The 12,519-nt window shown below is 62.5% G+C and carries 13 protein-coding genes and 2 tRNA genes; 11 read left to right on the top strand and 4 right to left on the bottom strand.

Annotation, left to right across the window (positions count from 1 at the left end; genetic code table 11):
• Positions 1-2: 2 nt before the first annotated feature.
• The 4 genes from GKC28_RS07625 to GKC28_RS07610 all read left to right on the top strand — a co-directional run bounded on the left by GKC28_RS07625 (position 3) and on the right by GKC28_RS07610 (position 2,128).
• Complete coding sequence (locus tag GKC28_RS07625; RefSeq protein ID WP_174146312.1) at positions 3-920, top strand: MBL fold metallo-hydrolase; 918 nt, start codon at positions 3-5, stop codon at positions 918-920.
• 69 nt (positions 921-989) lie between these two features.
• A tRNA-Asn gene (locus tag GKC28_RS07620) sits at positions 990-1,064 on the top strand.
• A 147-nt stretch (positions 1,065-1,211) separates the two neighbouring features.
• Positions 1,212-1,916 carry a GntR family transcriptional regulator gene (locus GKC28_RS07615; RefSeq protein ID WP_254604183.1) on the top strand — a complete coding sequence of 235 codons (705 nt, stop codon included), beginning with the start codon at positions 1,212-1,214 and terminating at the stop codon, positions 1,914-1,916.
• Between the two features lie 137 nt (positions 1,917-2,053).
• A tRNA-Asn gene (locus GKC28_RS07610) sits at positions 2,054-2,128 on the top strand.
• A 153-nt stretch (positions 2,129-2,281) separates the two neighbouring features.
• Here the strand turns inward: GKC28_RS07610 and dmdD are convergent.
• Both dmdD and GKC28_RS07600 read right to left on the bottom strand, forming a co-directional pair.
• A complete protein-coding gene (gene dmdD / locus GKC28_RS07605) occupies positions 2,282-3,088 on the bottom strand; it encodes a methylthioacryloyl-CoA hydratase (protein ID WP_174146311.1) in 807 nt (268 codons plus the stop codon).
• Between the two features lie 56 nt (positions 3,089-3,144).
• Complete coding sequence (locus GKC28_RS07600; protein WP_174146310.1) at positions 3,145-4,908, bottom strand: acyl-CoA dehydrogenase; 1,764 nt, start codon at positions 4,906-4,908, stop codon at positions 3,145-3,147.
• 113 nt (positions 4,909-5,021) lie between these two features.
• Here GKC28_RS07600 and GKC28_RS07595 point away from each other — a divergent pair, with 113 nt between their 5' ends.
• Positions 5,022-6,047, top strand: coding sequence for an AraC family transcriptional regulator (locus GKC28_RS07595; RefSeq protein ID WP_174146309.1), 1,026 nt, complete (start codon positions 5,022-5,024; stop codon positions 6,045-6,047).
• Positions 6,048-6,061: 14 nt separating this feature from the next.
• On the opposite strand, the gene GKC28_RS07590 is transcribed toward GKC28_RS07595, so the two are convergent.
• On the bottom strand, positions 6,062-7,291 hold the full coding sequence (locus tag GKC28_RS07590) for a cytochrome P450 (RefSeq protein WP_174146308.1): 1,230 nt from the start codon (positions 7,289-7,291) through the stop codon (positions 6,062-6,064).
• Positions 7,292-7,453: 162 nt separating this feature from the next.
• Between GKC28_RS07590 and GKC28_RS07585 the strand changes: the two genes are divergently transcribed.
• Positions 7,454-7,801: a TfoX/Sxy family protein gene (locus GKC28_RS07585; protein WP_174146307.1), complete on the top strand. Its 348-nt coding sequence runs from the start codon at positions 7,454-7,456 to the stop codon at positions 7,799-7,801.
• Between the two features lie 87 nt (positions 7,802-7,888).
• Here the strand turns inward: GKC28_RS07585 and ndk are convergent, their stop codons facing one another.
• Positions 7,889-8,311 (bottom strand): nucleoside-diphosphate kinase, encoded by a 423-nt coding sequence (ndk, locus tag GKC28_RS07580; protein ID WP_174146306.1) that lies wholly within the window; start codon positions 8,309-8,311, stop codon positions 7,889-7,891.
• Positions 8,312-8,512: 201 nt separating this feature from the next.
• Here ndk and GKC28_RS07575 point away from each other — a divergent pair, with 201 nt between their 5' ends.
• From GKC28_RS07575 to GKC28_RS07555, 5 genes are all read left to right on the top strand, one after another.
• Positions 8,513-8,788: a hypothetical protein gene (locus GKC28_RS07575; RefSeq protein WP_174146305.1), complete on the top strand. Its 276-nt coding sequence runs from the start codon at positions 8,513-8,515 to the stop codon at positions 8,786-8,788.
• 83 nt (positions 8,789-8,871) lie between these two features.
• Positions 8,872-10,725 carry an ABC-F family ATP-binding cassette domain-containing protein gene (locus GKC28_RS07570; RefSeq protein ID WP_174146304.1) on the top strand — a complete coding sequence of 618 codons (1,854 nt, stop codon included), beginning with the start codon at positions 8,872-8,874 and terminating at the stop codon, positions 10,723-10,725.
• Complete coding sequence (locus tag GKC28_RS07565; RefSeq protein WP_174146303.1) at positions 10,725-11,345, top strand: MarC family protein; 621 nt, start codon at positions 10,725-10,727, stop codon at positions 11,343-11,345. Before GKC28_RS07570 ends, GKC28_RS07565 begins: the two co-directional genes overlap by 1 nt.
• 44 nt (positions 11,346-11,389) lie before the next feature.
• Positions 11,390-11,971: a TIGR02281 family clan AA aspartic protease gene (locus GKC28_RS07560; protein WP_174146302.1), complete on the top strand. Its 582-nt coding sequence runs from the start codon at positions 11,390-11,392 to the stop codon at positions 11,969-11,971.
• Between the two features lie 95 nt (positions 11,972-12,066).
• The gene (locus GKC28_RS07555) at positions 12,067-12,519 is read left to right on the top strand and encodes a globin domain-containing protein (protein ID WP_368041105.1); all 453 of its coding nucleotides are present in this window, start codon (positions 12,067-12,069) and stop codon (positions 12,517-12,519) included.

The raw sequence follows: 12,519 nt of genomic DNA, 5'->3' as shown, positions 1-12,519 counted from the left end.
CAATGCAGGCACCGGAAGACTTCAACCCGCAACCCGGACTGGCGGAGGTGCTGGAGCCGGGGCTGCGCCGCATCCTGGCGCCGAATCCCTCGCCGATGACCTACCGCGGCACCAATACCTATGTGCTGGGCACCGGCGGGCTGGCGGTGATTGACCCGGGGCCGGATTCGGACACGCATCTGAAGGCAATCCTTGCCGCGGTGCAGCCCGGCCAGCAGATCACCCACATCATCGTCACCCACAGCCATCTGGACCATTCGCCGCTGGCCCGCGGCTTGAGCCAGGCCACCGGCGCACCTGTCTATGCCTTTGGCGGGCCGCAAGCGGGGCGCAGCGAAGTGATGTCCGGCCTCGCCGCTGACGGGCTGGCCGGCGGCGGCGAGGGCATCGACAGAGAGTTCTCTCCCGATGTCACCGTTGCCGACGGCGAGGTCATCAGCGGGAGCGGCTGGGAACTGGAGGTGATCCACACGCCCGGGCACCTGGGCAACCACATTGCATTGGCCTGGAAGGATGCCTGCTTCACCGCCGATCACGTTATGGGCTGGGCCAGCTCGCTGGTATCGCCTCCGGACGGAGACCTGACCGACTTCATGGCCTCATGCCGCCGCCTCCGGCAACGCGATTGGCGGATCTTTCACGCAGGCCACGGCGCGCCCATCTCCGACCCGGCCAGGCGGCTCGACTGGCTGATTGCGCACCGGGAATCGCGCGAGGCCGCGATTCTGGCGGCCTTGGCACAGGCCCCCGCCACCGCCCGCAGCCTTGCGGAGCAGATCTATACCGACACCCCGCCCGCATTGCTGAAAGCCGCGGAACGCAATGTTTTTGCTCATCTCGTGGACCTCACAGGCCGCGGCCGGACAGCACCGCAAAGTCCCCTGTCAGCATCGTCGGTCTTTGCGCTGAGCAGCGGTTGAATTTTTTCAAAAAATTGCCTGCTGCCCACTGGACGCCCAATCCTGGGAACGCTATACGGCACGGACCGTTCCGGCGTAGCTCAGCGGTAGAGCAGTTGACTGTTAATCAATTGGTCGTAGGTTCGATCCCTACCGCCGGAGCCATGATAAGCCCTCAAGCCTCAGCCGCTTGAGGGCTTTTTTGCATTTTCACGCTCCCTGCACCGCAAACCGCAAGGCACGCGGCGACAGGCTTTGCACGGCCGGTTATGTCTATATATATAAGCATTAAGACATTTTATTGGAGGCAGCATGGCCGCACCCCGGGCAAACATGAGCTACCGCGACATCAAGCAGGTGGTGCTGGACCGAATCCACAACAAAATCTGGGCGCCGGACAGCCTGCTGCCCAGTGAAACCGACCTTGCGGAAGAATTTTCCAGCACCCGCACCACCGTCAACCGGGCGCTGCGGGAACTGGCAGAGGAAGGCTATCTGGAGCGGAAGCGCAAGGCCGGCACCAGGGTTCTGAATGCGCCGGTTCGAAAAGCCCAGTTTTCGATTCCGCTGGTCCGCGATGAGATCACGGAAACCGGGTCTGAGTACCGCTATGCACTGGTCGAGCGTGCCGTCATGCCGGCCCCGGCCTGGCTGTCGGCGCGGATGAACATCCCGCAAGGCCGGGACGTTCTGCACTTGCGGTGCATGCATTACGCGGACAATGCGCCTTTTCAGTATGAGGTCCGCTGGATTGTTCCGGACAGCATTCCGGAGGTTCTGACGGCGGATTTTTCCCGCTCCGGCCCTAACGACTGGCTGGTGCAGAAGGTGCCGTTCACCAATCTGGAGCTGAGCTTTCTGGCGACCAAGGCAGACCAGGCCGTGGCCGAATTTCTGGACACCCAGGCGGGCGATCCGATCTTCACCGCCGAACGCATCACATGGCTGCGCGGCCAGCCCGTAACGCTGGCCAAGCTGTTCTTTGCACCTGGTTACAGGATGACAACCCACCTTTGATAAGGTTGCGACGAGGGGTCTCATCGCAACCTCCCGGCCGCCGTCGGCACACCGTCATGCGCATCGAAAAAAATTCGCTTTGCGTGAGAATTTCCTCTGGACGCCGCAGGCCGGAAATCCTATACGACGCCACATGTTCCGGCGTAGCTCAGCGGTAGAGCAGTTGACTGTTAATCAATTGGTCGTAGGTTCGATCCCTACCGCCGGAGCCAAAGAATTCAAGGGCTTAGCGATCTCTCGCTAAGCCCTTTTCTTTTACGTCATTGGCCCGGGAAAGGCGGTTGAGGGCCGGTCTTACAGTTCAGGCCCCCTCCTCAAATGCGCACCGCCAAACAGCCTTGCCCATAGCGGTGCGCCTTCCAGGGTCAGCTGTTGGGACGCACCCGGGCGGCGGTCTTGTTGGCAAAGGCCTCCAGCCGTTCCCGCGCCGCGGGCTGGGTGTTCACCACACCGGCCACAACCGCCTCCGCATAGGCTGCATCCATGCCGGACATGTTGTTCAGATGGCTGATTGCCGAACAGATCGCATAATTGGTCAGCGGCAAGTTTTCAGCAATCTTGTCCGCCAGTTCCAGTGCCTTGTCGAAACTGGAGCCTTCGGTGATGTATTGCGCCAGACCCAGTTCAACCGCCTCCTGTCCCTGATAGACGCGGCCGGTCAGAATCATGTCGATCATCCGGTATTTCCCGATCATATCAGAGACCCGGATGGTGGCGCCGCCGCCAGTGAAGATACCGCGCTGGCCTTCGGGAAGCGCAAAATAGGTGCTCTGGTCGATCACCCGGATATGGGCCGCACTGGCCAGTTCCAGCCCGCCGCCGACAACCGCACCCTGCAGCGCCGCGATGACCGGAACACCGCCGTATTCCATCTTGTTGAAGGCCTCATGCCAGCGCAGGCACACATGCATGAAATCGTCGGGGCTGCGGTCTGCCTTCCAATGCTCGACCAGGTCGAGCCCGGCGCAGAAGTGGTCGCCCTTCCCGGCCAGCACCACCGCCTTCACACCGTTGCGATGGGCGCTGCTGAAAAAGCTGACCAGTTCCTCGATGGTGGCGGTATCCAGCGCGTTGCGCTTGGTCGGCCGGTTCAGCCGGACGATGCTGACGCCGTTGTCCCGCTGTTCGACTTCAAGGTTTTCGTAAGTTTGCGCATTTGCCGCTTGGGTCATGGGTTCAACCCTTTCTTTGTTTTCCAGCACAGAGCCGTGCCACTGTTGTTCAATGTTCAGAGGTTAACCGCGGCATCGCCCAAGCTGGCGCTGCCTTCAGTGATACGCAGGCCTTCGGCGCCGCATTCCACAAGGATGTGCTGGGCGTAGAAGACTGCCGTAGCGATCTTCTGCGTCATGAAGGCCGTGTCTTCGCCCTGCTCCAGCTTGGCGCTGGCCGCCAGTACGGACCGGCCCAACTGCCAAGCCGTAGCGAGGTTGCCGGTCAGCATCAGGAACGGGACACTGCCGCCATAGGCCGCATTCGGGTCCGCCGCTGCATTGTCCAGCAGCCAGGCAAGGCTGGCTTCAAACATCCGGCGCGCCTCGCCCAGGCGTTTTGCCACGGCCTGCGCCTGTTCAGATCCCTGCTGCAGATCCTGTTCGGTCTCCTGCACCAGCCCGGCAAAGCGGCGTGCGGTTGCACCGCCGTCCCGCAGCACCTTGCGGCCCAGCAGGTCGTTTGCCTGGATCGCAGTGGTGCCCTCATAGATCGGCAAAATCCGCGCATCGCGGTAGAACTGGGCGACACCGGTCTCCTCGATGAAGCCCATGCCGCCATGCACCTGCACCCCCAGCGAGGTGACTTCCAGCGACCGCTCGGTGCAGAAAGCCTTGACCAGCGGCACCAGGAATTCGGCCATATCCACTGCGTCAGAGGCGCCCTGCGTCTCAGCCTGCTTAGCCAAATCCAGCCAGCCCGCAGTGGCAATCGCTAGCGCCCGGCCGCCTTCGGTCAGCGCCCGCATCCGCAGCAGCATCCGCTGGACATCCGGGTGCCGGATGATCGGCGCCGCATCTTTGGTGCTGCCATCCACCGGACGGCTTTGCACGCGGTCCTGTGCATACTGCAATGCGTGCTGACAGGCCCGCTCCGACACCGCCACGCCCTGCACGCCAACGGCAAAACGCGCGGCGCGCATCATCACGAACATGTACTCCAGCCCGCGGTTCTCCTCTCCCACCAGGAAACCGGTCGCGCCATCGTATTCCAGCACCGCGGTCGGGCTGGCCCGGACGCCCAGCTTGTGCTCCAGGCTGACACAGGTGACCGCGTTGCGGCGGCCGAGCGTGCCGTCTTCCTCCACCAGGAACTTGGGCACGATGAACAGGCTCAGCCCCTTGGGACCGGCCGGAGCATTTGGGGTGCGGGCCAGCACCAGGTGGATGATGTTCTCCGTCAGCCCGTGCTCGCCGTAGGTGATGAAGATCTTGGTGCCGGAAACCGCATAGGTCCCATCCGCAGCCGGCTCCGCCTTGCAGCGCACCCGTCCCAGGTCGCTGCCGGCCTGCGGCTCTGTCAGGTTCATGGTGCCGGACCACTGGCCGGAAATCATCGGCTCCAGGTACTTCTGTTTCTGGGCATCCGACCCGGTCAGCAGCAGCGCCTCCACCGCGCCGTCGGTCAGCAGCGGGCACAGGCCGAAACTCAGATCAGAGGCATTCAAAATCTCGGTCGCTGCCGCCGCTGCCGCCCGCGGGAGACCCATGCCGCCGAACTCTTCCGGATGCGGCAGACTTTGCCAGCCCATCTCGGCAAACTGCGCATAGGCCTGCGCGTAAGGTTCGGGCAGTACAGCCTCCGCCCCCTCCAGCCGCGCGCCGGCCTCATCCCCCGTCCGGGACAGCGGCGCAATAACGTCCGAGCAGAAGCGCCCCAGCCCTTCCAGCGCTGCCTCGATATCCGACAGCTCAATCCCGCCGCCTGCTGCCGCCGTTTTTTTGGCCGGCAGGTGTTCAATGTTGAACATGATATCGCGAATAGGCGCCTGGTAGGTCATTTCCGTCGCTCCGGATTATTGTTCCTTCATGCCAGATACTCGTTGCAAGGAGGCTGCTCCACGTTCATTACAGACATTATCCTATCCAAAAGTGACAAATCGCCCTGACGCCAATGCAGCTCCTCACACCAGACTCTTCCAGCCTAGCAACGGTTTCGCCGCAGTTGGCCGGGGATTGGATACTGGCGTTGCGGCACTGCTGCACGGATGCCCAGCTGGCGGCCTTTCTGCAGCGGGCGGGATTGCACCTGTCAGAGGGGCAGCTGACCCACCGGGTTACCCTGGATCAGATCGTCCGCCTGTACCAGATAGCCGCCGTCGAGACCCAGGACGAAATGACGGGTCTTTGGAGCCGGCCGGTCAGGCCAAGAGCTCTGCAGCACCTTTTAACCACGGTCCGCGAAGCCGGCACGCTGCCCGCCGCCCTGAACCGGTTCTCCACTTTCTGGAACCTGCTGCTGGACGACTACAGGATCGATCTGACAGAGGACAGCACAAGTACCGGCCTGCAGCTGGTGCCGCAGGGCGGGCAGCCCGTGCAGCGGTTCGGCCACATGCTGATCCTGAAGCTGGCGCATGGGCTGCTCTCGTGGCTGGCAGGCTACGAAGTGCCGGTCCGCGCGGTGCACTTTGCCTTTGAACGGCCCGCGTTTTCGCAGGATTACTCGGTCATTTTCCCAGCCCCGGTGAGTTTCAAGGCGCCCTGTTCGGCAATTGTCTTCGAGACCGGCAAGTTGGGCCTGCCCGGCCACCGCACCAATGCAGAGCTGAACGAGTTCCTGGCCCGCGCCCCCCGCGACTGGATCTTTACCGGGTTCCGCGAGCATACCCAGTCGCTGAAAGTGCGGGAATTCCTGTACCGGTCCAGCTGGGAGAACTGCCATCTGGCGGATGCGGCGCAGGCGTTGAGTGTCACCCCGCGAACGCTGATGCGGCGGCTGGATGCGGAGGACACCTCGTTTCAAGCCATCAAGGACGGGCTGCGCCGTGACCTGGCAATCCGCGACCTGCAATCCGGCCTGAAAAGCATCGAAGAAATATCGCAGGATACCGGGTTTTCTTCCGCGGCGAACTTTCACCGGGCGTTCCGCCGCTGGACCGGCGCACCGCCAAGCGCCTACAGATCACCCGGGGCCTGAACGCGGGCGCCGCGTCACCCCGGTTCCGCAGGCAAGGCCGCATAGCCGCGGAACCTGATCCGCCCGCCAGGCACCCGCCCGGGCAAAATGCGGTAATCCGGGAACCGGCGCAGCAGGCGCTCAATGGCAATCTTCCCCTCCAGCCGTGCCAGCGTCAGGCCTACACAGACATGCGGCCCGCCAGCAAAGGCCAAGTGCCGGTTCGGTGCACGAGTGATGTCAAATTCCCCTGGCTTCTCAAACACGTCCGGATCGCGGTTCGCCGCCCCGATCACCAGATGCAGGTTGGTTCCCGCGGGCACCCGGATGCCGCCAATCTCCGCCTCGGCGGTGGTTTCGCGGTTGCCCAGCTGGTTCGGAGAGCGGAACCGCAGCATCTCCTCCACTGCGGGCTTGATCAGCTCCGGCTCCTCCAGCAGTCTCTGCTTCTGGTCCGGATGATCATTCAACAGCGCCAGCCCGTTGCCGATCAGGTTGGTGGTGGTCTCATGGCCCGCATTCAGGATGAAGATGCAGTTCTGGATCAGCTCGATCTCGCTCAGGGTCCCGTCCGCGCCCTCGCCCCGGATCAGCCGGGTCAGCACGTCAGTCTCGATGTCGCCGGGTTTGGCCCGCCGCCGGGCGATCAGGTCCTGCAGATAGGCCTTGAACTCCTCCACCGCACGGTGTCCGGCCGCCAGTTGCGCCTCGCTCAGCGCTGGTTCCAGCGCCCCCAGGATCGCCAGCGACCAGTCGCGCAAGGGCGCCCGTTCCTCCATCGGCACATCCAGCAGGTTGCCGATGATCTGGATCGGTATGGAGGCGCCAAAATCGCCGATCAGATCCACATTGTCCCGGCCCGTCATGGCGTCCAGCAGATAGTCAACAGTCTCAACCAGGCCCGGTTCCATTTTTGCAATTGCCCGCGGTGTCAGCGCCGACGTCATGATCTTGCGCACACGCGTGTGCAGCGGCGGGTCCGAGAACACCAGCGAGGTGGTGTGATGCTCAAACAGCGGCGACCCCTCGCCGTATTTGGGGGCAAAGGCGCGTTTCTTGTCCGAGGAAAACAACGTGGTGTCACGGTAGATCCAGTCCAGGTCCGCATGGCGGCAGACCAGCAGAGAGCCGTCCGGCTGCGGCAGAAACGGTGCTTCGCACAGAAGGGCATCGTAGTAGGGAAAGGGATCCTCCACAAAGCCCTCAGGAGGATTTGCAAGATCAAATCCCTCAATATTCACAGCCACATGCGCCCCATCACTCATCCGTCGTCCTCCCCTCGGCCCCGGTGTCAGCGTTTCCGGCGCAAATGCGACTGTCAATCACCCAATCTGGTGCGGAACCCAGCGTCAGTGCGCTGGAGCGCGTTTTACGACGATACCGGATTTCCGCGTGACAACGGACCAAGGCAGGGATAGAAACAAACCATGAACACGGCCATTTCCTCCATCCGAAACCTTGGCCCCGCCTATGAGGAAGCCTGCCACCGCGCTGGGATCACCTCAGCTGAGGACTTGCGCGCGATCGGCGCCGATGCGGCCTATGCCAAGCTTCTGCAAACCGGCACCCGGCCGCATTTTATCGGCTATTACGTGCTGGTGATGGCGCTGCAGGGACGGCCCTGGAATGATTGCAAGGGCAAGGAGAAGGAAGAGCTTCGAAAACGCTTTGATGCGATCAAGGCAGAGACCCGCCCGCAGCACAGCTCGAAGCTGCTGGCGGAACTGGACGCCATTGGTGTGCGGGCCACGCCCGCGGATCTGAAAGTCACCTAGGCATCCCGGCGCCGACACTCTCACATGAGAAAGGAAAAGGCCGCCCCTGAACGGGGCGGCCTCAAAACTTTCGGTAAGCCCTGAAGCTTAGCCGACCAGCTCGGTGCCGGAGAAGAAGTAAGCGATTTCCACGGCAGCGGTTTCCGGCGCGTCGGAGCCGTGCACGGAGTTTTCGCCAACCGATTCAGCGAATTCGGCGCGGATGGTGCCGGCGGCTGCGTCTGCCGGGTTGGTGGCGCCCATCACTTCGCGGTTCTTGGCGATGGCGTTCTCGCCTTCCAGAACCTGCACAACCACCGGAGCGGAGGACATGAATTCGCACAGTTCGTCGTAGAACGGGCGCTCGGCGTGCACTTCGTAGAACTTGCCTGCCTGCTCTTTGGTCATGTGGATGCGCTTCTGCGCCACGATGCGCAGACCGGCTTCTTCAAACTTGGCGTTGATCTTGCCGGTCAGGTTGCGGCGGGTTGCATCGGGCTTGATGATCGAGAAAGTGCGTTCCAGTGCCATGGGGCAGACTCCTGTGCTGAAAAGCCGGACGTCATGCCCGGCCCGTTACGAATTGCCGCCCCGATAGCATGGCTCTGTGACAGGATAAAGAGGCGATTGCGCAGCTTTGACGCAGCTGCAGATTCGGGGTTGCAATTACTTGATTATTTCAGTCAGGTACCGCGGCGCGAACAGGATTGAAACTTGAAACAAGGTTGAACAATGAAACCTGCATTTGCTCTGATCGCCTGCCTGGCAGCCGCACCGGCCTTTGCCGCTGAAACTCCCCTGCCGATGACCTATGGATTGTTTGAAACTGCAATAGCCCACACTGACCTGGACAGCTGCCCCGCCCAGCTTGCGAAGGAGGGCACCTTTTGCCGCGCCACCCTGCGCCATGACGAAATCCATGTCTTCGCCTTCAGCCGCGAGGATGGCAACCCGCTGGTCGGCTTTGCGTCCTACTCCTTCGACGAACTCGAACAGCACTTGAACTAACACCTGCACCTAATGGGGCCGCCAGCCGCCGCCAGCGCCCTCCCCCATTGACAAGACCGCAGCACTGCCGCAGTGCTCCGTCCATGTTACGCATTCAGGACATTACCTATTCGGTCGAAGGCCGCCCGCTGATCGAAGGCGCCTCTGCCACCATTCCCACCGGACACAAGGTCGGGCTCGTCGGGCGCAACGGCACCGGCAAGACGACGCTGTTCCGGCTGATCCGCGGTGAGCTGGCGCTGGAGGCCGGCAGTATCTCACTGCCCTCCAAGGCCCGCATCGGCGGTGTCGCCCAGGAGGTGCCATCGTCCAATGTCTCGCTGACCGATACGGTGCTGGCCGCCGACACCGAACGCGCCGCCCTGCTGGCCGAGGCGGACAGCGCCACCGACCCGGCAAGGATTGCCGAAATCCAAACAAGGCTCTCGGACATCGACGCTTGGTCGGCTGAGGCCCGCGCGGCCTCCATCCTCAAGGGACTGGGCTTTGACGACGAGGACCAGAAACGCCCCTGCTCCGATTTCTCCGGCGGCTGGCGGATGCGGGTGGCGCTGGCTGCCGTCCTGTTTGCCCAGCCCGACTTGCTGCTGTTGGACGAACCAACCAACTACCTCGACCTCGAAGGCGCGCTGTGGCTGGAAAGCTACCTGGCCAAATACCCGCACACCGTGGTGATTGTCAGCCACGACCGGGGCCTGCTGAACCGGGCGGTGGGTGCGATCCTACATCTGGAAGACAAGAAGCTCACACTCTACCAAGGCAACTACGACACCTTTGCCGAGACCCGCGCCGCCCGCATTCTGGCGGCCCAGTCCGAAGCCAAGAAGCAGGAGGCCCGCCGCGCCCACCTGCAAAGCTTCGTTGACCGCTTCCGCGCCAAGGCGACCAAGGCGAAACAGGCTCAAGCCCGCCTCAAGATGATCGCCAAGATGAAGCCGATCACCACCCCGCAAGAGGCCGCCCTGCGCGCCTTTACCTTCCCGGAGCCGGAGGAAATGTCGCCGCCAATCATACATGTCGAGGGCGGCATCACCGGCTATGGCGACACCGAAATCCTGAAGCGGCTGAACCTGCGCATCGACCAGGACGACCGCATCGCACTGCTGGGCAAGAACGGTCAGGGCAAGTCGACCCTGTCGAAGCTGCTCGCGGACCGGCTGCCATTGATGGCGGGTAAGATGACCCGGTCCTCCAAGCTGCGCATCGGCTATTTCGCTCAGCATCAGGTGGATGAACTTTACGTCGATGAAACACCACTGGACCACCTGCGCCGCTTGCGCCCGGACGAAGCGCCGGCCAAATGGCGCGCGCGGCTGGCCGGCTTCGGCCTGGGGGCTGCGCAAGCGGAAACCGAAGTGGGACGGCTGTCCGGCGGCCAGAAGGCGCGGCTGTCGCTGCTGATCGCCACCATCGACGCACCGCATATGCTGATCCTTGACGAGCCGACCAACCACCTCGACATCGAAAGCCGCGAGGCGCTGGTCGAGGCGCTCACCGCCTACTCCGGCGCGGTGATCCTTGTCAGCCACGACATGCACCTCCTCAGCCTGGTGGCAGACCGGCTGTGGCTGGTTTCGGACGGCACCGTCAAACCCTATGACGGCGACCTGGAAAGCTACCGCAACTTGCTGCTGGCGCGCGAAAAACCCGCCGCCAAAACCGAGGCGCCGAAACTCGCCAAGCCCAAACGCGCATCCCGCGATGTGCTGATCTCCCTGCGCTCCGAGGTCCGCAAATCCGAGGCGCGGGTGGAGAAGCTCAGCGAAATGCGCGAAAAGCTTGACCAAAAGCTTGCCGACCCTAGCCTGTACGAGCCGGGCAAAGCTGGCGATATCGAGGTCTGGCAGAAGAAACACGCCGAGTGCATCGAGGCGCTGGAACGGGCCGAGGGCCTGTGGATGGAAGCGCTGGAAAAACTGGAGCAGGCAGAGGCATAATGATCGACACCGCATTCCTGATCACCTCCTTTGTGACACTGTTCGTGATCGTCGACCCGATCGGCCTGACGCCGGTTTTCATTGCGCTCACCCAGGGTATGTCCTCCACCCGCCGCCGCTCCATCGCGCTGCGGGCGACGATCACTGCCGCGGTCCTGCTGGCGATCTTCGCCGCCCTGGGCGAAGCGGTGCTGGGCTTCATCGGCATTTCCATGCCCGCTTTCCGGGTGGCCGGCGGCGCGCTGCTGTTCCTGACGGCGCTCGACATGCTGTTCGAACGCCGCAACAAGCGGCGCGAAGACCGCAGCGAGGAAGATGACTTCGACGACCCCTCTGTCTTTCCGCTGGCAATCCCGCTGATGGCAGGCCCCGGCTCCATCGCGACCGTGATCCTGCTGACCGGCCAGCAGCCGGGCTTCGCAGGCTTTGCCATGGTCATGGGCGTGGTTATTGCGGTGCTGGCGATTCTCCTGGTGATGTGCCTGTTTTCCGGTCTGTTCGAGCGGATGCTGGGCAAGACCGGCATCACCGTCGTCACCCGGCTACTGGGCATGCTGCTGGCAGCGCTTTCGGTGCAGTTCGTGCTGGACGGCCTGCGCGACTTCGGTTTCGCAGGCTAGTATAACGCCCCGGCCCGCCTACATCATAATCAGGAGGTGAGCGCATGGGCGAATACGAAATCGGACGGTTTATCTATCTGATCATCCTGCTGGTTGCGGTCGGGTCCTGGGTCTTTGTCCAGAACCGCCAGAGCATCGGCAAAACGCTGCAGATGTTTGCGGTCTGGGGCTTCATCTTCCTGGGCGTCATCGCCTCATACGGGTTGTGGGAAGACATCCGCCAGACTGTCCGCCCGCAGCAAAGCGTCGCCATTGACGCTGGCCGGGTCGAGGTGCCGCGCGCACCGGACGGCCATTATTACCTGACACTGGACGTGAACGGCGCCCCGGTGGAGTTTCTGGTCGATACCGGCGCCAGCCAGGTTGTCCTGAATGAGCGCGACGCCCGAAGCGCGGGCGTCGACACCGGTAGCCTCGCCTATCTCGGCCGCGCCAGCACCGCCAATGGCGAGGTGCGCACCGCATCGGTCTGGGTCGATGAGATTTCGCTTGGCGGCATCACCGACACGGACGTGCGCGTCTGGGTCAATCAAGGGGAACTGGAGCAGTCTCTGCTGGGCATGGGGTATCTGCAGCGCTGGTCCAGCATCGAGATCCGCAACGGTGCGCTGGTGCTGACACGTTAAGGTCACCCCCATTCATCCTGCGCGCCATGAAACCATGGTTTGCAACGTATTGAGGCGGATCAAGGAAAGACACCTGTTTGGCCCCTAGATTGGTCGTGATCAATCCAATCAAACAGGAGGAAAACAAGCCAGTGAACGAAGCAGAACTGAAACAGCTGCAGGACAGCTACAGCAAGCTGAAAGATGCAGCCGACAAGGCGCCTACGTATTTCTATGACGCGCTGTTCCGCCGTGCGCCCGAACTGCGCCAGATGTTCCGGGAAGACCTGGAAGGCCAGGGCATGAAATTCATGACCACGCTTGGCGTCATTCTGGCCAAACTGAATGATGAGAGTGCCGTGAGCACGCAATTTCAGGAGCTCGGCAAGACGCATGCGTCTCTTGGCGTCCTAACCCCTCACTTTGCCCCGATGGAAGAAGCTCTGATCGACACTCTGCGCAATGCCCTCGGTAAGGAGATGACACCTGAACTCGAAGGTCTCTGGCGCGTTGCCTTCAAGGAAATTGCCGGCAAGATGATCCAGCGCGGCAACATTCCAGGCAAATGA

This window comes from Leisingera sp. ANG59 (assembly GCF_013317235.1).
In the GTDB taxonomy this organism is placed as follows: domain Bacteria; phylum Pseudomonadota; class Alphaproteobacteria; order Rhodobacterales; family Rhodobacteraceae; genus Leisingera.
Note: the sequence above shows the minus strand (reverse complement) of the source record. Positions and strands in the feature narration are given on the sequence as shown.